The following is a 24,047-nucleotide window of genomic DNA, read 5'->3' as shown; positions in this document are numbered from 1 at the left end:
AGCTCACGGGCCGCCGCATGCGACTCAGTGACCGGTGAGCTTCTCGCGCAGAGCGGCGAGGGCCTCGTCGGACGCGAGCGTCCCGGCGTCCTCGGCCGGAGCCTCGGAAGAGTAGCTCGTGGGGCCGGAGGAGTGGCTCGGGGAGGACGAGGAGGACGAGGTGGTCGCCGCATCCTGGTCTTCCTGCAGGTGCTTGCGCACCTGCTCCTTGTGCGCCTCCCAGCGGGCCTGGGCCTGAGCGTACTGCTCCTCCCACGCGGCGCGCTGTTCCTCGTAACCCTCGATCCACTCGTTGGTCTCGGGATCGAAGCCCTCGGGGTACTTGTAGTTGCCCTGCTCGTCGTACTCGGCGGCCATGCCGTACTGGGCGGGATCGAATTCGGTGGAGTCCGGGTCCACACCCTCGTTGGCCTGCTTGAGGGACAACGAGATCCGGCGGCGGTCCAGGTCGATGTCGATGACCTTGACGAACAGCTCCTCGTTCACGGAGACGACCTGCTCGGCCATGTCCACGTGACGCTGAGCCAGCTCGGAGATGTGCACGAGGCCCTCGATGCCGTCCTCGACGCGAACGAACGCACCGAAGGGAACCAGCTTGGTGACCTTGCCGGGGACGACCTGGCCCAGGGCGTGGGTGCGGGCGAACAGCTGCCACGGATCTTCCTGGGTGGCCTTGAGCGAGAGCGACACACGCTCGCGATCCATGTCCACGTCCAGCACCTCGACGGTGACTTCCTGACCGACCTCGACGACCTCGGAGGGGTGGTCGATGTGCTTCCAGGACAGCTCGGAGACGTGCACCAGACCGTCAACACCGCCGAGGTCCACGAACGCACCGAAGTTGACGATCGAGGACACGGTGCCCGTGCGGACCTGGCCCTTCTGCAGCTGCTGCAGGAAGTTGGCGCGCACCTCGGACTGGGTCTGCTCGAGCCACGCACGGCGGGAGAGCACCACGTTGTTGCGGTTCTTGTCCAGCTCGATGATCTTGGCCTCGAGCTGCTGACCGATGTACGGAGCGAGGTCGCGGACGCGGCGCATCTCCACGAGGGAGGCGGGCAGGAAGCCACGCAGGCCGATGTCCAGGATGAGGCCGCCCTTGACGACCTCGATGACGGTGCCGGTGACGACGCCGTCCTCGTCCTTGACCTTCTCGATGTCACCCCAGGCGCGCTCGTACTGAGCGCGCTTCTTGGAGAGGATCAGGCGACCTTCCTTGTCCTCCTTGGTGAGGACCAGAGCCTCCACCTCGTCACCCACAGCCACGACGTCATCGGGGTTGATGTCGTGCTTGATGGACAACTCACGAGAGGGGATGACACCTTCGGTCTTGTACCCGATGTCCAGGAGGACCTCGTCGCGGTCGACCTTGACGACGGTGCCTTCCACGAGGTCGCCGTCGTTGAAGTACTTGATGGTCGCGTCGACAGCGGCGAGGAAATCCTCTTCGGTTCCGATGTCGTTGACGGCGACCTGCTGGGTGGTGGTGGTCATGTAGTAGGGACTCCGATGAAATTGATGTGATGGTTTGGTGTCACCGACCCCGCCCTGTGGGGCGCACCGGATTGGCGACGTCACGCTTGATGTGGGCGTGCGAATACACGCACCGCTCCAGTCTAGGCCCGAAACCGTGCCGGTTCAAGCCTGGAGGGTGCGTCGGCGCGCTGCGCGAGCCGCGCTCAGAACGGGGAGATGCAGTACGGGTGGGTGGGCGTGGACATGAGCGCCTGGATGTCCCGCAGGGCGGCGTCGTCGCGCACGCGCAGCAGGCCCGCGTAGTGCAGCGTGGACGCCTTGACCGCCCCAAGGTACAGCGAGCCGAGCGAATCGACGTTCAGGGCGACGTCCGCGCCGTCGGGCAGTTCCACGGCGGGCATGGACTTCCCCGCGAGATCGTCCTGTGTGCGCGGGCGGTCCGCTACGCGGTCCACGCGGGGGGCATCGCCGGTGGTGTCGATCTCGTAGATCCCGTCCGCGAAGCCCATGGAGTCCACGACCGACATCCTGACCTTGCGGTGGGACGTGTAGTGCCGGGCGGACAGAGCTGCCACCGGGTCCAGGACGCGTAACCACAGTCGCTCGTAGCGCTTGCGCACGGTGTAGGCGGACATGTCCACCATGCCCCACATGAGCGGGTCTTCCATCTGGGCGCTGTTGTAGCGCACCTCCGTGACGAGGTCCAGGTTGCACAGGTACTCCCACAGGGCGATGCGCACCTGCGAGCTCGGGGACACGAGGTCCACGACCTTCAGGTACCCCTGGAACCCCTGGGTGGAGACGAACTTGTAGCTCACGTAGCCGTCCGCCTCACCCCGGGCGTCGTAGTGCACCGCGGTGCGGATCTCAGGATCCGCGCCCTCCTGGTCCCAGTTCCACCGACCGGAGATAATGTCCCACCACTTCTGAGTGCGCGTGAGGGAGCCCGCCGTCACGCGGTGGAAGCGATCGAAGATGCTCGGCGCCAGCTCGGCCACGGCGTGGTTGTCGGCCATTTCCACGGTGCCCACGGTCGGGGCCTTCAACTGCAACCGCGTGTGCGCGTCCACCGTGATCTCGGTGTTGAACGTGCCCGCACCGAAACCGAAGCGACCGTAGATCGTGGCCTCGGAGGCGGTGAGCGCCGCGATCGGGAACCCCGCCTCGTGGGCCTCGGTCAGGTCGGTGGTCATGAGCCGGCGCAACAGTCCTCGCCGGGCATGGGTTGGGCGCACCGTGACCTCAGAGACCAACCACGCGGGCACGCTGCACCCTTCCCCGAGCGTCAGCTCCGAGTCCCACGAGCAGAACGTGGCCACGGGTCGCTCGGCACCCAGCGCGGCTGTGGGCACGGGGTCCGCGGTGTATGCGGCGCGGAACCGGGTGCCAGCGGCGCGCATCGATCGTAGGTTGCGCTCGGTGGCCTCCTGCCCCGGTTCACGGCCGTGGAACCCCTGGGCGACCGCCCGGTTCCACTCCACGAACTCGGGGTTCGCGTCCGTGCCACCCTGGTTCGCGAGAAAGCGGCGCAGGACGTAGTCGTTCCCGCGGGCGCTGTACTCGCTCTCGCGGGTCTGCTCGTGCCGGGGTGTCGCGTTCATGATGCTCCTCGTCGTGACTCGGGCGGTTCGGGTGTGCCGTGGCCCGCCGCGCGGTGGCGGGTGTCGTGCTGGGTGCGCGGCCTGCTGCGGCGCCGAGCGGCGGGCTGAGTGGTCCGTGCGCTCAGGCGGTCAGTGGGCGGCCTGGTGCCATGTCCGCCCCGTGCCCACGTTGACGTCCAGGGGCACGGTCAGTTCCGCGGCCCCGGCCATCTCGGTGCGCAGGATCTCCTCGACCCGCTCCGTCTCCCCCGGGGCGACCTCCACGATGAGTTCGTCGTGGACCTGCAGCAGCACCCGCGAGCGCAGGTCGTCCTCGCGCAGGGCCCGGTCCACGCCGATCATGGCCTTCTTGATGATGTCCGCGGCCGAGCCCTGGATGGGTGCGTTCAGGGCCATGCGCTCGGCGGCCTGGCGGGCCTGGCGGTTGTCGCTCGTGAGGTCCGGGAGGTAGCGGCGTCGCCCGTCGATCGTTTCGGTGTAGCCCTTGGAACGGGCTTCCTCGACGACGCCGCGCAGGAAGTCCCGCACGCCGCCGAAGCGTTCGAAGTAGCCGCTCATCATGGTGCGGGCCTCGTCCACGCCGATGTTCAGCTGCTGGGACAGGCCGTAGGAGCTCAGCCCGTAGACGAGGCCGTAGCTCATGGCCTTGACCTTGGAACGCATCTGAGGGGTGACGTCCTCCGGGGCCACGTCGAACACGCGCGAGCCCACGAACCGGTGCAGGTCCTCCCCGCCACGGAACGCCTCGATCAGGCCCTCGTCCCCGGACAGGTGGGCCATGATCCGCATCTCGATCTGGGAGTAGTCCGCGGTCATGAGGCATTCGAACGGGCCCTGGGAGTCCTCCCCCACCACGAACACGTCGCGGATGCGCTGGCCCTGCTCGGTGCGCACGGGGATGTTCTGCAGGTTGGGACGCGTGGAGGACAGCCGTCCGGTGGCCGCCACGGTCTGCTGGTACGTGGTGTGGATGCGCCCGTCCTCGGCGATCGCGTCCCGCAATCCGGCCACGATCTGCTTGAGCTTGGAGTACTCGCGCCAGTTCATGAGCGCCACGAGGAACCGCGAACCCTGGGTCTCGGGGTCCACGCGTCCGAGCAGGTCCGCGACCGCCGCGGCGTCCGTGGTGTACCCGGTCTTGGTCTTCTTGGTCTTGGGCAGGCCGAGTTCCTCGAACATCACGGCCTGCAGTTGCTTGGTGGAACCCAGGTTGATCTCGTGGTCGATCTGCGCCTGCGCCTGCTCGAAGGCCTGGTCGATCGGTTGCTGGAGGTCGTCGAACAACCGGTCGATACCTGGGCGGTCCATCGCGATCCCCGTGGCCTCCATCCGGGCGAGGATCACGGCGAGGGGCATCTCCAGATCCGTGAGCAGCCCCAGTTGGCCGTCGGCCTCGAGCAGCCCGCGCAGGTGTTCGCTCAACTGCCGGCACGCAGAACCGAGCGTGGCCTGGCGACGCAGCTCGGCGTCGCTCACACCGGCCAGCTCGTCCTGCTCGTCCGACGCGTCCAGCGCGAGTTCGGTCTGTCCGTTTTTCTCCGACGCCGCGGACTCGTCCGCGCGGGGCACCTCCACCTCCAGGTGGTGGCTCAGTTGGGCGTCCAGCTCGTAGGAACGCAGCGCGGGCCGCACGAGGTAGCCGGAGAGCTGGACGTCGTCCACGACACCGGCGAACTCGATCCCGCGCTGGATCAGACCATGGTACAGGTCCTTGAGGCCGTCCACGATCTTGGGCGCCGCCGGGTCTGCGAGCCATTCCTCGACGGCGATGGTCAGCTCCTGGTCCGCGGTCACGAGGTCCACGGCGGCACCGCCCTGGTTCATGAGCATGAGGGTGGTCACCTCCGCGCCGGAGGGTGCCTTGGGGTCGTGCGCCAAGCGGCGGACGACGATGGGCACGTCCTTCTCCCCCGCGTCCAGCCAATCACTGAACTCCTGGGCGGTGCGCACCCGGGTGACGTCGGTGACCTCGGGAACCGTGGCGGCGGCGTCGTCGGAAGCGTGGGAACCGAAGGCCTCGAGCAGACGCCCGCGCAACTGGGCGCCGAACTCGAGCTCGTCGAAGACCACGCCGACCCGCTCGGGATCGGCCTCGGGCAATACCGCGTGATCCAGGTCCACGCCGAGGGGCAGGTCCGTGACCAGGCGGTTGAGTTTGCGGTTGCGCCGCACGAGGTCCTCGTGCTCGCGCAGGGCCTCGCCCTTCTTGCCGGTGATCCGGTCCGCGTGCTCGAGCAGCGATTCCACGGGACCGTAGGACGTGATCCACTTGGCCGCGAAGCCGGGACCCACGCCCGGTACACCCGGTAGGTTGTCCGCGGTCTCCCCCGTCAGCGCGGCGAGATCCGGGTAGTTCTGCGGGGCGACCTTGTACTTCTCGAAGACCGCCTGCGCGTCCATGCGGCGCAGGTCCGACGGCGTGCGGCCCGGGTAGACCACCGTCACGTGGTCCGTGATCATCTGGAACGCGTCCCGGTCACCCGAGAACACGAGCACCTCGAAGTCCTCGGCGGCGGCCGTGGTGGCGAGCGTGGCCAGGACATCGTCCGCCTCGTGGCCCTCGCTCGTGACGATCGGAATGCCAACAGCCTCGAGGATGCGTCGGATGTTGGGGACCTGCCCGTGGAACTCCTCCGGGGTCTCGTCCCGGCCGCCCTTGTACTCCCCGTACTCCTGGGAGCGCAGGGTAGGGCCCTCGAGGTCGAAGGAGACGACCAGGTGGGTGGGCTTCTCCTCGCGCACGAGCTTGACCATGGTGTTCACGAATCCGTAGACGCCCTCGGTGTGGACGCCGTCGGACGTCACGAAACCGGGGCCCCCACCGTACTCGGCAGCGCGGGAGAGCGCGAAGAATGCGCGGAACGCCAGGGAGTGGCCGTCGATCAGTAGCAAGCGCTTCTCGGGCCGGGACACCGGAACGGGCAGCGAGATCTCCTGCGGGTGCTCGGTCTTCTCACCGATCACCACGGTGCGGGTCTCAGGGGCGTCCTGGCTGGCCTGCTTGCTCGTCTCAGTCACGGCTCCATCCTAGGGCCACCCCCGGACAGGCACAGGCCCCGGCGGAACACGGGCGCGGGACGCCGCACGGCCAGGGACAGCTACGGGCGCGTTCCGCGTGCGGCCCGGGACGAGCTGGGCCCCGGGGGCGTCAGGCAACCTGGCTGATGATCGCCTCGGCCACCTCGCGCATCGACAGCCTGCGATCCATGGACGTCTTCTGGATCCAGCGGAACGCCTCGGGCTCGGACAGACCCATCTTGGTCTGCAGCAGCGACTTGGCGCGTTCCACGAGCTTGCGCGTGGCGAACTGTTCCTTCATGTCCGCGACCTCGCTCTCGAGGGCCGTGATCTCCTCGAAACGAGACATCGCGATCTCGATCGCGGGCACCACGTCGTCCACGGTGAACGGCTTGACCACGTACGCCATAGCGCCGGCCTCCCGCGCACGCTCCACGAGCTCGCGCTGGCTGAATGCGGTGAGCAGTACCACGGGCGCGATCCGGTCCTGCGCGATCTGCTCCGCGGCGGTGATCCCGTCCATCACGGGCATTTTCACGTCCATGAGCACGAGGTCCGGGCGGTGCTCGGAGGCCAGGGCGACGGCGCGCTCCCCGTTCTCCGCCTGCGCCACCACGCGGTACCCGGCGTCCTCGAGCATCTCGACGATGTCCATGCGGATCAGCGCCTCGTCCTCCGCGACGACGACCGTCCTGGCTTCGGAACCCTGAGCCTCGGAACGGGCGGCGTGGTCCTGGGCGGGCGCGGCGTCGACGTGGGTCGTCTCGGCGCGGGCGGTGTCGGGCTGCGCGGCGTCAGGGTCTGCGGCGCCCGACCGTTGTGCCCCGGGCGCAGTGGGCTCCGGGGTGTTCGACGAATCCGTCACGGGGACTCCTAGGTTTGGGGACAACTTGGTCGTGTCGACACGGCATCCAACCACGAGTGCCGCGAACGCGCCTCATGGGACACATCACACCCCCGGGCGCGGAAGGGGCGGACCGGTCTCCAGCCTAGACCCATCATGTATGCTGTTATCCGCACCGGCGGCGGTGGCCCGCACTACGGTCCCCTTCCCGGACATGCCCAAGTGGCGGAATTGGCAGACGCGCTGCACTCAAAATGCAGTATGGAGACATGTGTGGGTTCGAGTCCCACCTTGGGCACGACACCTCGCTCCGTCGGAGCACCTTTGGAACGGCCTCGCACCCGCGGGGCCGTTTTTTCGTGGCCGAACACAGGGCGAATGCACGGGGGGGGGTCGTGGGTCTCCCCGCATCCGTGGTCGGGCGGGTGGGTGGACCGGTCGGGAACCTGTCAGCAATGGGGAGTCCCGCCCGTGGTCGACTTCCCAGGATGAAGCCGACAGCCTGAGCACCTCCGACGCAGCTCACACCACGACGGGAGACCCCATGCCGATGCCCAAGGGGATCGGTGCCGAGGACTATTCCGCTCGACTGGAGCCCCACCAACGTCCCCACCTCGAGGCGCTTCGAGACCTCAGCCGTCGCGTGGCGCCGCACGCGCGGGAGGTCCTGAAGTGGAATCAGCCCACGTACGTGCTCGACGACAACACCACTCTGGGGATGCTGTGGAACTTCAAGCACCACTGCTCCCTGCGGTTCACCCCCGAGTTCTTCGCACCCCGCCAGTCACGGGTAGCGGCTGCGGGGGAGGGATACGGCGCCGGGTTCATCAAGCTTCCCTACGACCGGCCCCTGCCCATCACGCTGCTCGAATCCCTCATGCGGGACCGGCTTCCCGATCAAGGCGCGTAGCAAAACCTTTCGGAGACCGTAGGGCCCCAGCCGCTGTTCGCGCGATCGACCACAGCGTCCACGGTCAGCACGCAAAGTGAAGTAAAGGCAGCTCGGACGACGTCCGGACTGCCTTTACTCCACTAGAACATCGGGTCGACACCCACGCGCAGGTGCCGCGACGAGAACAGCTCGCAGCGGTCCGCCATACGGGCGACCCGCGTGGGTCAGCGACCGATCACGGCTCCCGCCACGTGGCGGAACCGGCCATGCCGCCCCACGGCCCCACGCGCTCGCGGGGTTCGCGCGTGGGTGCCTCGCCGGCGTCCTGGAGGTCGCCCACGCGGTGCACCTTCACGAGGTTGGTGGACCCGGCGCGGCCCGGGGGCGAACCGGCGCAGATGATGACCATGTCCTCGGTGTTGGCGAGATCATGCTGGAGCAGGTAGTGGTCCACCTGACGAGTCATGTCGTCGGTGTGCTCCACGCGATCCACCCGGATGGGCTGGACGCCCCACAGCAACTGCAGCCACGCCTGCACGCTCTCCTCGGGGGTGAACGCGAGGATCGGGCGTTCCGGGCGCAACCGGGACAACCGGCGGGCCGAGTCACCCGTCTGGGTGAACGTGCAGATGTAGTTCACGTCCAGCTGCCGGGCGATGGTCACCGCTGCACGGGTGATGGCGCCGCCGCGCGTGCGGGGCTCGGTGCCCAGCGGGGGCATGCGGTCCATGCCCTGCGTCTCGGTGGCCAGGATGATGTTCGACATGGTCTCGAGCGTCTTGATGGGGTACTTGCCCACCGAGGTCTCACCCGAGAGCATCACGGCGTCCGCGCCGTCGAGCACGGCGTTCGCGCAGTCCGAGGCCTCAGCGCGCGTGGGGCGCGGGTTGTCGATCATGGACTCGAGCACCTGGGTGGCCACGATCACGGGCTTCGCCCAGCGGCGGGCGAGCTCGATCGCGCGCTTCTGCACGATCGGCACGGCCTCCAGCGGCAGCTCCACACCGAGGTCGCCGCGGGCAACCATGATGCCGTCGAACGCGTCGATGATCTCGTGCAGCGCATCCACGGCCTGAGGCTTCTCGATCTTGGCGATCACGGGGATCTTGCGCTCCTCCTCCGCCATGATCTCGTGCACCCGGGTGATGTCCTGGGCGTTCCGCACGAAGGACAGCGCGATGATGTCGACGCCGCGCTGCAGGGCCCAGCGCAGGTCCGCCTCGTCCTTCTCGCTCAGTGCGGGGACGTTGACGGCCACGCCGGGGAGGTTGATGCCCTTGTGGTCGGACACGGTTCCGGCGACCACGACCTCGGTGGTGACGGCGGTGTCCGACACGGCCGTGGCGCGCAGGGCGACCTTGCCGTCGTCGATCAGCAGCGGGTCCCCCACGTTGACGTCGCCGGGCAGGCCCTTGTGGGTCGTGGAGCACAGCTCCTTGGAGCCGGGGACGTCCTCGATCGTGATCGTGAAGGTGTCACCCACGTCCAGCGCATGGGGGCCGTCCGCGAAATTGCCCAGCCGGATCTTGGGCCCCTGCAGGTCCGCGAGGATCGCGACCGTGGTGCCCAGCTCTTCGCTGGCCCGGCGCAGGTTCTCGTAGGACGTATTGTGCACGGTGTGGTCACCGTGACTCATGTTGAGGCGAGCCACGTTCATTCCGGCCTGGATCGCCTGGGTGACGTTCTCGTACGAGGAGATGGCGGGGCCGATGGTGGCCACGATCTTCGCTCGACGCATGGGTGACTCCCTTTCGAATGGCGGATGGTTGGTGCATATGACGAAGCGGCCGGGTCGAGCAGCCTGGTGCTGCCCGACCGCGGCCGCTTCGCCGATGTCCGTTCCTACCTTAGCAACGAGCCCTGGGAATTGATATGGCAGGACTCATGGCGGGTGCCGGGAGGATCACGGATGCGGGCGGGTCACAGGCTCAGGTCGATCGCCCGCTCGGACGGGGTCACGGGTTCTGGCAACCGGGTCTGGCCTGTAAGGTGGCGTTCCACGTGAGCGGCGCACGCCCGGCCCTCCGCGATGGCCCACACCACGAGGGACTGCCCACGACCTGCGTCACCGCACGAGAACACCCCGTCCACGGCGGTCATGTAGGTCTCGTCCCGCGCCACGTTGTCCCGGGAGTCCAGCGCCACGGGTAGCTGCTCGGTGAGCTCGCGGGACTCGTTGCCCGTGAAGCCCAGGGCGAGCAGGACCAGGTCCGCAGGCAACACCTTCTCGGTGCCGGCCACGGGACCGCGGGAGCCGTCCTCGCGGTACTCGGTCTCCGCGACGCGCAGTCCCGTGACCCGGCCGTCCTGCCCCACGAACTCCACCGTGGAGGCCAGGTACGTGCGTTCGCCGCCCTCCTCGTGGGACGTGGAGACCTCGAAGACCCGGGGCATCATGGGCCACGGTTCCTCGTCCGCGCGGTCCACGGGAGGCTTGCGACCGATCGCGAGCGACGTCACGGACGCCGCACCTTGGCGCAGCGCGGTGCCGATGCAGTCGGAACCGGTGTCACCGCCGCCCAACACGATCACGTGCTTGCCGCGGGCGTCGATGGGGTCGGGGACGTGGTCCTCGGCCACCAGGTGGTTGGCCCGCACGAGGAAGTCCATGGCGTAGTGGATCCCCGCGAGCTCACGGCCGGGGATCGCAAGTTCACGGGGCCGCGTGGCACCCGTGGCCACGATCACGGCGTCGTAACGCCTGCGCAGCGCGTCCCACGTGATGTCCGTGCCGATCTCCACGCCCGGGCGGAACTTGGTGCCCTCCTGGCGCATGATCTCGAGCCGGCGTTCGAGCACGGACTTCTCGAGCTTGAAGTCGGGGATGCCGTAGCGCAGCAGACCGCCGATCCGGTCGTCCCGTTCGTACACGGCCACCGTGAACCCCGCCTGCGTGAGCTGCTGGGCCGCCGCGAGTCCGGCGGGACCGGAACCGACCACCGCGATCGTCTTGCCCACGAGCCGCTGCGGGACGTAGGGCTTGATGAGGTCGTCGTCGAACGCCTTCTCGCCGATCGCGTACTCGACCTGCTTGATGGTCACGGGCTCCTGGTTGATCCCGAGCACGCACGAGGACTCGCACGGCGCGGGGCACACGCGCCCGGTGAACTCCGGGAAGTTGTTGGTCGCGTGCATCCGCTCGGAGGCCTCGTCCCACCGGTCACGCCACACGAGGTCGTTCCACTCGGGGATGAGGTTGCCCAGGGGACACCCCTGGTGACAGAACGGCACACCGCAGTCCATGCAGCGCCCGGCCTGCTCGTGCAGCGTCCCCGCCTCCTGGCGTTGTTGCACCTCCGCCCAGTCCATGAGGCGCACCGGGACGGGGCGCTTGGGACGGTCCTCGCGTGTGCGGACCTTGAGAAAACCACGGGGATCAGCCACGGCCGGTCACCTCCAGAATCTTGTGCCAGGTGCCGTCGCCGTCCGGGTCGTCCCCGGCGGCTTCGGCCTCGTTGCGCAGTGCGAGCACCGCGGAGTAGTCCCGCGGCAGCAGTTTGGTGAAGCGCGACATCGTGCGGTCCGGGTCCGCGAGCAGTTGACGCGCGAACTCGGACCCTGTCTCCTCACCGTGGCGCTTGATGAGGTCGGCGAGCAACTCACGGTCGTTGGCGTCCGGGTGCTCGAGGTGCAGTTCACCGCTCTCGCGGGCCTGCTTGTTCACGTCCCGCTCGTCCAGGTCCAGCACGTATGCCACACCGCCGGACATCCCGGCCCCGAAGTTGCGGCCCGTCTCACCCAGCACCACGGCCACACCCCCGGTCATGTACTCGCAGCCGTGGTCACCGATGCCCTCGACCACCGCGGTGGCCCCGGAATTGCGCACCAGGAAGCGCTCCCCCACGGTGCCGTTGAAGAACATCTCGCCGCTCGTGGCGCCGTAACCGATCACGTTGCCCGCAATCACGTTCTCGTGGGCCACGAATCCGGCGTCGCGCGGGGGCCGCACGACGATCCGTCCGCCGGAAAGGCCCTTGCCCGTGTAGTCGTTCGCGTCCCCCTCGAGCCGCAGCGTGATACCGCGGGGCACGAAGGCGCCCAGCGACTGGCCGGCCTGACCGGTCAGGGTCACGTCGATCGTGTCATCCGGCAGTTCCCGGGTCCCGAGCGCGCTGGTCACGGTGTATCCGAGCATCGTGCCCACGGCGCGGTCCGTGTTGATCACGCGTTCCTGTACGCGCACGGGTTCACCGCGTTCGATCGCCGGCTGCGCGAGCGGGATGAGCTTCGTGTCGAAGTGCTTCTCGAGCTCGTGGTCCTGGACGCCGGTATTGCGCAGTCCGTCCGTGACCCCTTCCGCGCGGAACGAATCGAGCACGGGGCTCAGGTCCAGCCCCTTGGCCTTCCAGTGCGCCACGGCCTCCCGCGTGCGCAGTACCTCGGCGTGCCCCACGGCCTCCGCGATGCTGCGGAACCCGAGTTCGGCGAGGATCTCGCGCACCTCTTGAGCAATGAACTCGAAGAAGTTCACCACGTGCTCGGCCTTGCCCGTGAAGCGCTTGCGCAGTTCGGGGTTCTGCGTGGCAACTCCCACGGGGCACGTGTCCAGATGGCACTTGCGCATCATGATGCAGCCCTCCACCACGAGCGGCGCCGTGGCGAAGCCGAATTCCTCGGCGCCCAGCAACGCGGCGACGACGACGTCGCGCCCCGTTTTGAGCTGGCCGTCCGCCTGCACGACCACGCGCTCGCGCAGCCCGTTCAGCCGCAGGGTCTGCTGGGTCTCCGCGAGTCCCAGCTCCCACGGCATGCCCGCGTGCTTGAGCGAGTTCAGGGGCGCCGCGCCCGTGCCGCCGTCGTGGCCGGAGACCAGTACGACGTCGGCCTTGGCCTTGGTCACGCCCGCCGCGACCGTGCCAATCCCGCGTTCTGACACGAGCTTGACGTGCACGCGAGCGCGAGGGTTGGCGTGCTTGAGGTCGTAGATCAGCTGCGCGAGGTCCTCGATCGAGTAGATGTCGTGGTGCGGCGGCGGGGAGATCAGCGAAACCCCCGGGGTCGCGTGGCGCGTGCGCGCGATCCATGGGTAGACCTTCTGCGCCATGAGCTGCCCGCCCTCGCCGGGCTTGGCGCCCTGGGCCATCTTGATCTGCAGGTCGTCCGCGGTCGCGAGGTACAGGCTCGTGACCCCGAACCGGCCAGAGGCCACCTGCTTGATCGCGGAACGCCGCTCGGGGTCGATCAGCCGCTCGACGTCCTCACCGCCCTCGCCCGTGTTGGACTTGGCGCCCAGACGGTTCATGGCGATCGCGAGCGTCTCGTGGGCCTCCGCGGAGATCGAGCCGTAGCTCATGGCACCCGTGGAGAACCGCTTGACGATCTCACTCACGGGCTCCACCTCGTCGATGTTCACGGGCTCGCGCGTGAACGCGAAACTCATGAGTCCGCGCAGGGTCGCGAGCTCCTTGGCCTGGTCGTCCACGCGGGACGTGTAGGACTTGAAGATGTCGTAGCGGCCCGTGCGGGTCGCGTGCTGCAACCGGAAGACCGTGTGCGGGTCGAACAGGTGCCGCGGTCCCTCGCGGCGCCAGTCGTACTCGCCGCCCGTGGCGAGGTCCCGGTGCGGTTCGGTGACGCCGTCCTCCGGATAGGCCAGGCGGTGTCGGGACTGGATCTCCGCGGCGATCACGTCCAGACCCACACCCTCGATCTGGGTCCGTGTGCCCGCGAAGTAGTCGTCCACGAGCTCGCTCGACAGGCCCAGGGCCTCGAACGTCTGCGCACCGCAGTACGACTGCACGGTGGAGATGCCCATCTTGGACATGATCTTCTGCACGCCCTTGCCCAGCGCCTTGATGAGGTTCGCCACGGCCTGTTCTTCCGTGACCCCCCGGATCTCCCCGCGGCGCACGAGTTCCTCGGCGGATTCCATGGCCAGGTAGGGGTTCACGGCCGACGCCCCGTAGCCCAGCAGCAGGGCCACGTGGTGGACCTCCCGCACGTCCCCCGATTCCACGATCAGGGCCACCTTGGTGCGGGTCGCCGAACGCAACAGGTGGTGGTGCACGGCGGAGGTCAGCAGCAGGGACGGGATGGGAGCCCACACGCCGTTGGAATCCCGGTCGGAGATGATGACGAACTGCACCCCGCGGTTCACGGCCGCGGAGACCTTCTCGCAGATCTCCGCGATCCGGGCCCGCAGCGAGTCCGCACCGTCCACCGGACGGTACAGCCCGCGCACGCGCAGGCTCAGGGGCACGCCGTCGTCGTCCAGGTGAACGAACTGGTCCAGCTGGTCGTTGTCGATCACCGGGAAGTTCAGCTGGATCTGGCGCGTCCGGGTCTGCTGCGTGGAGAGCATGTTGGCCATGGGCCCCACGGCACCGGCCATGGACGTGACGAGTTCCTCGCGGATCGCGTCGAGCGGCGGGTTGGTTACTTGCGCGAAGGACTGCACGAAGTAGTCGAACAACAGCCGCGAGCGGTTGGACAGCACCGCCACGGGCGTGTCCGTGCCCATCGCGTAGATGGGCTCGGCGCCGGCCACGGCCATGGGACCGATGATCAGCTTGAGCTCTTCCTCGGTGTAGCCGAAGGTCTTCTGCCGCAACCGGATGGAGTGCGGCGGGTGGGTCATGTGCTCGCGTTCGGGCAGCTCCGTGATGGGCAGCACCGAGTCCCGCACCCAGTCCTGCCACGGCTTGGTGGCGGCGAGTTCGGCCTTGATCTCGCTGTCCTCCACGATCCGGCCCTCGTCCGTGTCCACGAGGAACATGGTCCCCGGGGACACCCGGCCCTTGCGGACGACGACGCGCTCCCCCACGTCCACGACGCCCACCTCGGACGCGAAGATCACCAGACCGTCGTCGGTCTGCCAGAACCGCCCCGGGCGCAACCCGTTACGGTCCAGGACCGAGCCCACGCGCACGCCGTCCGTGAAGGACACGCACGCGGGACCGTCCCACGGCTCCATGAGCGTGGCGTGGTACTGGTAGAAAGCCTTGAGCTGCGGATCCATGGTCTCATGGTTCTGCCACGCCTCCGGGATCAGCATGAGCATGGTCTCGGTCACGGGCCGGCCCGCGAGCTGGAGCAGCTCGGCGACCTCGTCGAGCGACTGCGAGTCGGACGCGCCCTCCGAGCAAATGGGGAAAAGGTCCTCGGGCTGGCGGCCCAGCACGGCCCCGGACAGCGAGGACTGGCGTGCGCGCATCCAGTTGCGGTTGCCCACCACGGTGTTGATTTCACCGTTGTGTGCGAGCGTTCGCATGGGCTGGGCGAGCGGCCAGGACGGGAACGTATTGGTGGAGAAGCGCGAGTGCACCACCGCGAGCTTGGTCGTGAACCGCGGATCGGACAGGTCCGGGTAGAACGGTTCGAGCTGAGCCGTGGTGAGCATGCCCTTGTACACGAGCGTGCGGGACGAGAAGGACGGGAAGTACACCCCGAACTTGTTCTGCGCGCGCTTGCGCACGCGGAACGCCTTCTGGTCCAGTTCGAGCTGGGCGGCCACGGGATCGTAGGACGTTGCGTCCTGCGCGAACAGGGACGCCGCCCGCTCGTTGTGACTGCTGTCGGAGACGAAGAACTGCACGAACGTTGGCATCACGGCGCGCGCGGACGCGCCCACGGCGTCGTCGACCACGGGGACGTCGCGCCAGCCCAGGACCGTGAGGCGTTCCATGCGGGCGAGTTCCTCAAGCGAGCGCTTGAGCTCCTCGAGGTGCTTACCGCCGGTGGGCATGAACGCCGTGCCCACCACGTAGGCCCCCTGGGGCGGCAGCGGGAAGTCCACCACCTCGCGCAGGAACTCGTCCGGGATCTGGGTCAGCAGACCGGCGCCGTCCCCGGTGCCCTCGTCCCCACCCACCGCACCGCGGTGCTCGAGGTTGCGCAGGGCCGTGAGCGCGGCGTCCACGATGTCGTGGGAGGCCACGCCGTCCAGGGTGGCCACGACGGCCAGACCGCACGCGTCCTTCTCGTCCTCCGAGCGGTACAGGCCCTGATCCTCGGGCACCGCCGAGAAACGCTCGAACGGGGACACCGGTTCGGCGGCGTCGCGTGGTTCGGGTGCGTCCCGGCGGACGGGATCCGTGGTGCTCACGCGATGCTGCTCGCGGGAGTTCGGGGCTGCTATCTGGTCACTGCTCATGGCGGTACTCCTCACCAAGGGCTGGCAGGTCGAATGCGTCGAACGAGGCCCGGGGAGCACTCGGTGGGTGCGCAGCGGGCGACGCGGGATCCAGGTGACGCGCGTGTCCGCCCCGTTGCGGAAGGAAGCGGCCCGTGGGCCGTGGATCGAACCGGCGGGTCCCACGGATGAGCGGGACAGGCACGGTGCTCGGGTAATTTACCACGTAGGCCATGTCACACGAACATGCGTGACGGATCGCACGGACGACGACGCGGGCCCCGCGGAGTCGTGAAGAGCTCTGCGGGGTCCGCGTGCGGCGTCGTGGTCGGAGACCCGGAGGACGCGTCAGGAACGCACGGCCCGGGCAGGCTCGGCCGCTGCCCCGGCACGAGAGCGGGCACGCCTACCCAGGACCGCGAAGAGGAGGATGCCCGCGATGACGATCAGCAGCGAGGTCCACACGTGCACGCGCACACCGGCGATCATCAGGGCCGGGTCCACGCGCAGGAACAGCTCGATGAGCAGTCGCCCGATCCCGTAGTAGATCATGTACAGCGCGAAGATCCGCCCGTGCGGGTCCCGCATGCGGCGGTCGATTGCGAGCAGCAGCACCACACCCAGCAGGTTCCACAGGCTCTCATACAGGAACGTGGGGTGGAACAGCGTGTCCGCGGGCAGCCCCGCGGGGAAGTTCGGGGACGCCGGGGAGATCTCGAGCCCCCACGGCAGTGTGGTGGGTCTGCCGAACAGTTCCTGGTTGAACCAGTTGCCCCACCGTCCCACGGCCTGGGCAAGCAGGAGTCCGGGGGCCACGCAGTCCGCGAACACGGCGAGCGACAACCCGTTCTTGCGCGAGACGAACCACGCGGCCACGGCGCCGAACAGCACGGCACCCATGATGCCGAGTCCGCCCTCCCAGATCCGGAAGACGGCCAGGGGGTCCGCGCCGGGCCCGAAGTACCCGGCGGGGTCCGTGATCAGCACGTGGTAGGCGCGCGCCCCCACGATCCCGGCGAGCACCGCCCAGAACACGATGTCCCACAGTACGTCCGGGTCCTGACCGCACTGCTTCCAGCGCCGCATGGTGAGCCAGATGGCCAGGGCCATGCCGAGCAGGATGCACAGCGCGTAGAAGTGCACCGTGAGCGGCCCCAGGTGGATGCTGCTGATGCTCGGGGACGGGACGGAGGCGGGCAGCACCGGCGGCATCAGTCGCGTCCCGCGAGGTGCGCGGCGAGCTCACCCACGGCCTGCGGCCCGCCCTCACCGAGCGCGCGCACGAGAGCCGTGCCCACGATCACGCCGTCCGCGTACGCCCCGATCTCCAGCACGTGCTCGCGGCTGGACACCCCCAGGCCCACGCACACCCGCTCCGCACCGGCCCCGCGTGCGCGGGCGACGACGTCCTCGGCGGCCGAGGACACCTGGTCCCGGGCCCCGGTCACGCCCATCACGGACACCGCGTACACGAAGCCGGAGGCCGCGCTCACAGTCATGCCCATGCGCTCACGGGTCGTGGACGGGGCCACCAGGAAGATCCGGTCCAGACCGTGCTCCTCGGAGGCCGCGAACCATTCCGTGGCCTCGTCCGGGATCAGGTCCGGGGTGATGATCCCGGCTCCCCCGGCGTCCTTGAGCCGGCGCGCGAACTCGTCCACGCCCGCCTGCAGCACGGGGTTCCAGTACGTCATCACCACGGGGACCGCGTCCGTCTGCTCGGCGACGGCGCGCACCACGGTGAACGCGTCCTCGACCCGGAAACCGTTGGCGAGCGCCTGGGTGGTCGCCGCCTGGATGACCGGTCCGTCCATCACGGGGTCCGAGTAGGGGATGCCGATCTCGATGATGTCCGCGCCGTTGCGACCCAGGGCCACGGCGGCGGCGGCGGACTCCTCGACGGTGGGGTACCCGGCGGGCAGATAGCCCACGAGGGCCGGGCGGCCCTCGGCCTTGCACTGTTCGATCCGCCGCGACAGCGCGGAGTCCGCGCTGCGCGTGAGGTCACGTGGGACGATGCGTTCGGTCAAGCCCGCAGGGGTGTGCTCGGTGGTGCTCACAGTTGTTCGCCTTTCTGCGCCACGCGTTCCTCGTGGCTGTCCTGCGGGAGGAGGTCGAACCACTCCCCCGCGGTGGCCACGTCCTTGTCGCCGCGCCCGGAGAGCGAGACCACGATGATCTTCTGCGCCGCTTCCTCGGGCCCGAGTTCCGCGACCCAGCGGGCAGCGACCTCGCGGGCGCCGGCGAGCGCGTGGGAGGACTCGATGGCCGGGAGGATGCCCTCGGTGCGGCACAGCAGCCGGAAGGCGTCCATGGCCTGGACGTCCGTGACCGCTTCGTAGTTCACGCGCCCGATCGAGTGCAGGTAGGAGTGTTCCGGCCCCACGGCGGGGTAGTCCAGGCCGGCGGAGATCGAGTGGGACTCCACGGTCTGCCCGTCCGGGTCCTGCATGAGGAACGTCTTGGCGCCGTGCAGCACGCCCGGTCGGCCCAGTGTGATGGTCGCGGCGTGGCGGCCGGTCTGCACGCCGTCACCCCCGGCCTCGTTGCCGTAGAGCTGCACGGACTCATCGTCCAAGAAGCCGTGGAAGATCCCGATGGCGTTGGACCCGCCGCCCACGCACGCGGTCACGGCGTCCGGGAGGCGGCCTGCCTGCTCGAGGATCTGCGCGCGGGCCTCCTCACCGATCTGTTCGTGGAAGTAGCGGACCATAGCCGGGAACGGGTGCGGTCCGGCGGCGGTGCCGAGCAGGTAGTGAGTGGTCTCCACGGACGCGACCCAGTCCCGCAGGGCCTCGTTGATCGCGTCCTTGAGGGTGCGGGAACCGTTCTTCACGGCCACGACCTCCGCGCCCAGCAGCCGCATGCGCGCGACGTTGAGCGCTTGGCGGCGCGTGTCCTCCTCGCCCATGTACACGCAGCACTCCATACCGAACAGAGCCGCTGCGGTGGCCGTGGCCACACCGTGCTGGCCCGCGCCTGTCTCGGCGATCAGCCGTGTCTTGCCCATGCGCCGGGCCAACAGGGCCTGCCCCAGCACGTTGTTGATTTTGTGGGAACCGGTGTGGTTGAGGTCCTCACGCTTGAGGAACACGCGCACCCCGAGTTCCGCGCCGAAGCGCTCGGCCTCGGTGAGCAGGGAGGGCCGGCCGGAGTACTCGCGGGAGAGCCGCTGGAACTCGTCCTGGAAGGTCTCATCCGTACGAGCCTTGTCGAACGTCTCGGTCAGCTCGTCCAGGGCCGCCACGAGGGACTCGGGCATCCACCGGCCACCGAAGTCCCCGAAGTAAGGGCCCGGGGCGTGCCGGAGGGACTCGGCGTCCCGTGCGGAAGCCTCCCCCGAGACCTGGGCCGCGGCGAGTTCCTCCTGCGCGGCGGTCGGGGTGGCCCCAGCCAAGTACTCGGCCCGGGACATTGCGCCGACCTCCCGGAAGCGACCGATGGTCTGCGCGGGGTCCTCGGCGCGCACGAGCACCTCACCGGTCAGCACCGCGTTGGCGCCGTGGCCCGCGTACAACCGGATCTGCTCCTCCCCCAGGACACCGGACTCCGCCACGATCACGGCCTCGCGTGGCAACCGCTCGGCGAGCCGACCGAACGTGTCCACGTCCACGTCCAGGGTCTTGAGGTTGCGGGTGTTCACCCCGATGATCCGCGCACCCACGGCGACGGCGCGATCGATCTCCTCCTCGGTGTGCGTCTCCACGAGCGCATGCATGCCGAGGTGGTGGGTCAGCTCGAGCAGCTCCCGCAGGGTGGCGTCGTCGAGGGCCGCCACGATGAGCAGCACGATGTCCGCACCGTGCGCGCGGGCCTCCCACACCTGGTACTCCTCGACCACGAAGTCCTTGCGCAGCACGGGGATGCCCACGGCGCGGCGCACGGCGTCGAGGTCCGCGAGCGAGCCCCCGAAGCGGCGCTGCTCGGTGAGCACCGAGATCACGGAGGCCCCACCGCGCTCGTACGCGGCGGCCAGCTGCGCCGGGTCCTCGATCGCTGCGAGCGCACCCTTGGACGGGCTCGAGCGCTTGACCTCGGCGATCACCTGCACGGACGCGGGATCCGAACCGCGCAGCGCGGACTCGGCGTCCAGCGCGGGAGTCTGTTCCGCGGCGGCATGGCGCACGTCCTGCAGGGACACCGATGCCTTCCGGGTCTCGAGGTCCTCGCGCACCCCCTCGATGATCCGGTCCAGCACCGTACCGGTGTGCTGCTGCGTCATGCGATTCCTCACTTAGTTCTCGGTGCACGCCGGCGTACGGTGCACCCAGCGCGCGGACGACGATGACCAGTTCCCCGACAGCGCGGAACTGGTCATCGACGGATGAATGCGGTACCGATCCCCTGCGGCTATCAGTGGGACTTGGTCTTGGACCCGCCCTTGCCGTACCCCATGGACTTGAGCACGCCGCCCACGATCACGCCCACGATGATCAGACCGATGCCCACGACCGTCACAGGGACCGAAGCCATCACGAAACCCACGCAGCCCACGATGACACCCACGGTCATCACGCCCACACAGGCCCACGCGGCCACGGTGTTGCCGTGGCCCACCGCGGCGGTGTGGTCCAGGATGATCTGATCGGTGTTCGACATGCGTGTCCACTCTCCCGTGCCGGTTGAGCCGCTCGGCTCTTGGATTGCCGGTCCCGCGTGAGCCGTGGGACCGAGGATTCTCTGACCCCATTGTGCCACTTCCCGGCGCGTGCGCGCCGCAGCCCACGCGGTTCAGTCGGTTTGTGTAGGGTCCTCGCCGCGGGTCAGCGCGTCCCACGTGTCGATGTCGTCCACGTGCTCCGCGGCCTGGGTCTCCCCTGCCGAGGCCTCGCCACCCCGCGGGTGCATCGCGGCCGTCGTCGCGGCGGTTCCCACGCTGCCGGCGACCGCAGCGCGATCGTAGCGTTGCGCATTGCGCCGTCGCGCGTGCCGGGCGACCACCGCGAGCCACACGCCGCACAGTGCGAGCAGCACCGCGGCGGTCACGGCGGCCCGCGGCCACCCGGTAAGGGCGTAGTCCCCGCCGTCGTTGATCACACCCGTCTGCGCGCCGACCGTGGGTTGCGCGGCCGCGCGCGGGTCCCCCGTGACGGCCAGCACCGCGAGCATCGCGCCCACGCCCGCTAGCGCGGCGACGACGCCCACGATCGTGCGCAGTACCCGGCCTCCCAGCGCGGAGGCCACCGCCGCGACGGCGGCGACAAGACCCAGGGCGGTGACGGCCGGAGCGGCGTCGGCCCCGGGGACGTCCACCGTGACCGACTGCAGGGACGTGGGGACGTCCGCGTGGATCCAGGTGGCGGTGGTCGTGGCGAACAACGCCAGGGCACACAACAGCGTGACCAGGACGGCGGGTGCGGTGCGGCGCAGCAACGTCAGCTCCTCGGGGGACGGGAGGCCCGGGTGTCCGTGCCCGGCTCGCGCAGGGTCTGGGCGATCAGCGCGGCGCGCAACGGCGCGGTGGCCTTGTTGAGGGATTCCTGGGCCTCGGACTCGGGATCCGAATCAGCCACGATACCGCCGCCCGCCTGGACGTACGCCGTACCCTCGAGCAGCAGCGCCGTGCGGATCGCGATCGCCATGTCCATGTTCCCCGCGAAGTCCATGTAGCCCACGACGCCGCCGTAGACGGCCCGGCGCAGCGGCTCGTACTCGTCGAGCAGGCGCAACGCGCGAGGCTTGGGCGCGCCCGAGAGCGTGCCCGCGGGGAACGTGGCGGCGAGGACGTCGTAGGCGGTGACGTCCTCGCGCATGCGCGCGACCACCGTGGAGCACAGGTGCATGATGTGGCTGAAACGCTCGATCTCCATGAACTCGCTCACGTCCACGCTGCCGGGCTCGGCGACCTTGGAGAGATCGTTGCGGGCCAGGTCCACGAGCATGAGGTGTTCCGCGCGTTCCTTCTCGTCCGCGAGCAGGTCCTGGCCCAGGGCTACGTCCTCGTCCACCGTGGCACCGCGCGGGCGGGAGCCCGCGATCGGGTGGGTCATGGCCTGGCGGCCCGTGACCGTCACGAGCGCCTCGGGTGAGGAACCCACGATCGAGTACGGCCGACCTTGGGCGTCCTCAAACGAGTACAGGTACATGTACGGGCTCGGGTTGATCCGGCGCAGCGTGCGGTAGACGTCCAGCGAGCTCGCGTGGCACTCAGCCTCGAAGCGGCGCGAGACCACCACCTGGAAGATGTCGCCGTCCACGATCGCCTGCTTGCCGCGGTCGATCGCGGACATGAACAGCTCCCGGTCCCACGACTGGCGCGCGACGGACTCCACGTCCGTGAGCTCCGGTGCTCCCTGCTCCGCGATGGACACCGTAGTGCGCTCGAGCGGGGTGGCCAGGCGAGTCACCATGGAGCGCAACCGGGACACGGCGTCGTGGTAGGCGGCATCCACGTTCTCGTCCGTGCCGTTGACGTTCACGGCATTGGCCACGAGCAGCACGGAGCCGTCCTTGCTGTCGTGCACGGCCATGTCCGCGACCAGGTTCATGGCCAGCTCGGGCATGTGCAGGTCATCCTCGGGCGGGTTGGGCAGGGTCTCCCAGCGGCGCACGGCCTCCCAGCCCACGAAACCCACCATCCCGCTCGTGAGCGGTGGGACGGCCTCGAAGGGTGCGGTGTGCAGCAACTGCATGGTCGCGCGCAGGGCGTCGAGGGGATCGCCGTCCACCGGTGCCCCGGCCGGTGCGTCACCGATCCAGTGCGCCTGCCCGTCCCGGGAGGTCAGCGTGGCCACGGAACCGGCACCCACGAACGAGTAGCGGGACCACACCCCGCCCTCCGCGGCGGACTCGAGCAGGAACGTGCCCGGGCGGGGTTCGCCCTCGCGGGTCACGAGCGCGCGGTACAGACCCACGGGGGTCAGTGAGTCCGCGAGCACCGTGGTGCGCACCGGGATCACGCGGCGGGTCGCGGCATACTGCCGGAACTCCTCAAGGGTGGGGGTGATGCTGCCGAGTTCGTGCATTTAAACCGCCTGTTCCGCGTGGAGGTCTCGATCGTCGAAACACGTGCGCGAGCCCGTGTGGCATGCCGCGCCGTGCTGGTCCACCTGCACGAGCAGGGCGTCCCCGTCACAGTCCAGGCTCACGGAGTGCACGCTCTGGTAGTGCCCGGAGGTGTCCCCCTTGCGCCAGTACTCCTGGCGGGACCGCGACCAGAAGGTCACGCGACCCTCGGTCAGGGTGCGGTGCAGGGCCTCGTCGTTCATCCAGCCCAGCATGAGCACCTCCTTGGTGTCGTACTGCTGGATGATCGCCGCCACGAGTCCCGCCTCGTTGTGCGAGAGCTGCTCGGCGATGCGGGGGTCCAGGTTGTGGGTCGTGAACGCGTCCGTGGCGGTACTCATCCGCGTCTCCTGGTTCTGGGACATCAGCGCACCTCGTAACCTGCGGCACGCAGGGCGTTCTTGACGTCCGCGATCGCGTCGTCCGGGCCGAAGTGGAACACCGAGGCCGCCAGCACCGCGTCCGCGCCGGCGGCGACCGCGGGCGGGAAGTGCTCGGGTGCCCCGGCCCCGCCCGACGCGATGAGCGGAACGTTTACCCGATCCCGCACGGCGGAGATCATCTCCAGGTCGAAGCCCTCGCGGGTCCCGTCCGCGTCCATCGAGTTGAGCAGGATCTCCCCGACCCCGCGTTCCTCGGCCTCCCGGGCCCACTCGAGCGCGTCCAGGCCCGTGAGCGTGCGCCCACCGCGCGTGGTGACCTCGAAACCGGACGGGGTGTTGCCCGTGCGTTTCGCGTCCAGGGACAGCACGAGCACCTGGTTGCCGAAACGGTTCGTGATCTCGTCGATGACCTCCGGGCGCGTGACCGCCGCGGTGTTGATCGAGGCCTTGTCCGCGCCGCAGCGCAGCAACCGGTCCACGTCCTGTGCCGTGCGCACGCCGCCGCCCACGGTCAGGGGGATGAACACCTTCTCGGCGGTGCGGGCCACGACGTCGAACATGGTGTCCCGCTCGCTCGAGGACGCGGTCACGTCCAGGAACGTGAGCTCGTCCGCGCCGGCCAGGTTGTAGCGCGCCGCGAGTTCCACAGGATCCCCCGCGTCCCGCAGGTTCTCGAAGTTCACGCCCTTGACCACGCGCCCGGCATCGACGTCCAGACACGGAATGACTCGTACGGCCACACCCATTACGCCACCGT

16 protein-coding genes and 1 tRNA gene are annotated in these 24,047 nt (G+C 69.0%); 2 read left to right on the top strand and 15 right to left on the bottom strand.

The window, feature by feature from the left end; genetic code table 11:
* Positions 1 to 24: 24 nt before the first annotated feature.
* The 4 genes from rpsA to Q9R22_RS07495 form a co-directional block, all read right to left on the bottom strand.
* On the bottom strand, positions 25 to 1,494 hold the full coding sequence (gene rpsA, locus Q9R22_RS07510) for a 30S ribosomal protein S1 (protein WP_035962088.1): 1,470 nt from the start codon (positions 1,492 to 1,494) through the stop codon (positions 25 to 27).
* A gap of 185 nt (positions 1,495 to 1,679) precedes the next feature.
* A complete protein-coding gene (locus tag Q9R22_RS07505) occupies positions 1,680 to 3,077 on the bottom strand; it encodes a GNAT family N-acetyltransferase (RefSeq protein ID WP_131332878.1) in 1,398 nt (465 codons plus the stop codon).
* Between the two features lie 129 nt (positions 3,078 to 3,206).
* Entirely contained in the window at positions 3,207 to 6,095 is a 2,889-nt protein-coding gene (polA, locus tag Q9R22_RS07500; protein ID WP_131332877.1) for a DNA polymerase I, read from the bottom strand.
* A 130-nt stretch (positions 6,096 to 6,225) separates the two neighbouring features.
* Positions 6,226 to 6,960, bottom strand: coding sequence for an ANTAR domain-containing response regulator (locus tag Q9R22_RS07495; RefSeq protein WP_276401459.1), 735 nt, complete (start codon positions 6,958 to 6,960; stop codon positions 6,226 to 6,228).
* Positions 6,961 to 7,155: 195 nt separating this feature from the next.
* Between Q9R22_RS07495 and Q9R22_RS07490 the strand changes: the two genes are divergently transcribed.
* Both Q9R22_RS07490 and Q9R22_RS07485 read left to right on the top strand, forming a co-directional pair.
* Positions 7,156 to 7,237 (top strand) — tRNA-Leu (locus Q9R22_RS07490).
* 246 nt (positions 7,238 to 7,483) lie between these two features.
* A complete protein-coding gene (locus tag Q9R22_RS07485) occupies positions 7,484 to 7,849 on the top strand; it encodes an iron chaperone (RefSeq protein ID WP_131332876.1) in 366 nt (121 codons plus the stop codon).
* A 217-nt stretch (positions 7,850 to 8,066) separates the two neighbouring features.
* Here Q9R22_RS07485 and pyk read toward each other — a convergent pair whose 3' ends face one another.
* The 11 genes from pyk to hisF form a co-directional block, all read right to left on the bottom strand.
* Positions 8,067 to 9,569: a pyruvate kinase gene (gene pyk, locus Q9R22_RS07480; RefSeq protein WP_131332875.1), complete on the bottom strand. Its 1,503-nt coding sequence runs from the start codon at positions 9,567 to 9,569 to the stop codon at positions 8,067 to 8,069.
* A gap of 182 nt (positions 9,570 to 9,751) precedes the next feature.
* Complete coding sequence (locus Q9R22_RS07475; RefSeq protein ID WP_131332874.1) at positions 9,752 to 11,215, bottom strand: glutamate synthase subunit beta; 1,464 nt, start codon at positions 11,213 to 11,215, stop codon at positions 9,752 to 9,754.
* Positions 11,208 to 15,923: a glutamate synthase large subunit gene (gene gltB, locus Q9R22_RS07470; protein ID WP_242670678.1), complete on the bottom strand. Its 4,716-nt coding sequence runs from the start codon at positions 15,921 to 15,923 to the stop codon at positions 11,208 to 11,210. Before gltB ends, Q9R22_RS07475 begins: the two co-directional genes overlap by 8 nt.
* A gap of 327 nt (positions 15,924 to 16,250) precedes the next feature.
* Positions 16,251 to 17,114 carry a prolipoprotein diacylglyceryl transferase gene (lgt, locus tag Q9R22_RS07465; protein WP_131332873.1) on the bottom strand — a complete coding sequence of 288 codons (864 nt, stop codon included), beginning with the start codon at positions 17,112 to 17,114 and terminating at the stop codon, positions 16,251 to 16,253.
* The gene (gene trpA, locus Q9R22_RS07460; RefSeq protein ID WP_396415666.1) at positions 17,114 to 17,920 is read right to left on the bottom strand and encodes a tryptophan synthase subunit alpha; all 807 of its coding nucleotides are present in this window, start codon (positions 17,918 to 17,920) and stop codon (positions 17,114 to 17,116) included. Before trpA ends, lgt begins: the two co-directional genes overlap by 1 nt.
* A 38-nt stretch (positions 17,921 to 17,958) precedes the next feature.
* Entirely contained in the window at positions 17,959 to 20,124 is a 2,166-nt protein-coding gene (locus tag Q9R22_RS07455; protein ID WP_131332871.1) for a bifunctional phosphoribosylanthranilate isomerase/tryptophan synthase subunit beta, read from the bottom strand.
* 131 nt (positions 20,125 to 20,255) lie between these two features.
* Entirely contained in the window at positions 20,256 to 20,501 is a 246-nt protein-coding gene (locus tag Q9R22_RS07450; RefSeq protein WP_098054460.1) for an HGxxPAAW family protein, read from the bottom strand.
* A 132-nt stretch (positions 20,502 to 20,633) separates the two neighbouring features.
* Positions 20,634 to 21,275, bottom strand: coding sequence for a Trp biosynthesis-associated membrane protein (locus Q9R22_RS07445; RefSeq protein WP_131332870.1), 642 nt, complete (start codon positions 21,273 to 21,275; stop codon positions 20,634 to 20,636).
* A gap of 2 nt (positions 21,276 to 21,277) precedes the next feature.
* Positions 21,278 to 22,867: an anthranilate synthase component I gene (locus Q9R22_RS07440; protein WP_131332869.1), complete on the bottom strand. Its 1,590-nt coding sequence runs from the start codon at positions 22,865 to 22,867 to the stop codon at positions 21,278 to 21,280.
* Positions 22,868 to 23,272: a phosphoribosyl-AMP cyclohydrolase gene (gene hisI, locus Q9R22_RS07435; RefSeq protein ID WP_242670677.1), complete on the bottom strand. Its 405-nt coding sequence runs from the start codon at positions 23,270 to 23,272 to the stop codon at positions 22,868 to 22,870.
* The gene (gene hisF / locus Q9R22_RS07430; protein ID WP_064846823.1) at positions 23,272 to 24,036 is read right to left on the bottom strand and encodes an imidazole glycerol phosphate synthase subunit HisF; all 765 of its coding nucleotides are present in this window, start codon (positions 24,034 to 24,036) and stop codon (positions 23,272 to 23,274) included. Before hisF ends, hisI begins: the two co-directional genes overlap by 1 nt.
* Between the last annotated feature and the right edge of the window lie 11 nt (positions 24,037 to 24,047).

Source organism: Kocuria sp. PD6 (assembly GCF_031844145.1).
Taxonomy (GTDB): domain Bacteria; phylum Actinomycetota; class Actinomycetes; order Actinomycetales; family Micrococcaceae; genus Kocuria; species Kocuria marina.
Note: the sequence above shows the minus strand (reverse complement) of the source record. Positions and strands in the feature narration are given on the sequence as shown.

Bases quoted from the DNA above. Each gene is read 5' to 3' on its own strand.
- rpsA (WP_035962088.1), bottom strand. From the start codon at position 1,494: ATGACCACCACCACCCAGCAGGTCGCCGTCAACGACATCGGAACCGAA.
- Q9R22_RS07505 (WP_131332878.1), bottom strand. From the start codon at position 3,077: ATGAACGCGACACCCCGGCACGAGCAGACCCGCGAGAGCGAGTACAGC.
- Q9R22_RS07485 (WP_131332876.1), top strand. From the start codon at position 7,484: ATGCCGATGCCCAAGGGGATCGGTGCCGAGGACTATTCCGCTCGACTG.
- pyk (WP_131332875.1), bottom strand. From the start codon at position 9,569: ATGCGTCGAGCGAAGATCGTGGCCACCATCGGCCCCGCCATCTCCTCG.
- gltB (WP_242670678.1), bottom strand. From the start codon at position 15,923: ATGAGCAGTGACCAGATAGCAGCCCCGAACTCCCGCGAGCAGCATCGC.
- lgt (WP_131332873.1), bottom strand. From the start codon at position 17,114: ATGCCGCCGGTGCTGCCCGCCTCCGTCCCGTCCCCGAGCATCAGCAGC.
- Q9R22_RS07455 (WP_131332871.1), bottom strand. From the start codon at position 20,124: ATGACGCAGCAGCACACCGGTACGGTGCTGGACCGGATCATCGAGGGG.
- Q9R22_RS07450 (WP_098054460.1), bottom strand. From the start codon at position 20,501: ATGTCGAACACCGATCAGATCATCCTGGACCACACCGCCGCGGTGGGC.
- Q9R22_RS07440 (WP_131332869.1), bottom strand. From the start codon at position 22,867: ATGCACGAACTCGGCAGCATCACCCCCACCCTTGAGGAGTTCCGGCAG.
- hisI (WP_242670677.1), bottom strand. From the start codon at position 23,272: ATGTCCCAGAACCAGGAGACGCGGATGAGTACCGCCACGGACGCGTTC.
- hisF (WP_064846823.1), bottom strand. From the start codon at position 24,036: ATGGGTGTGGCCGTACGAGTCATTCCGTGTCTGGACGTCGATGCCGGG.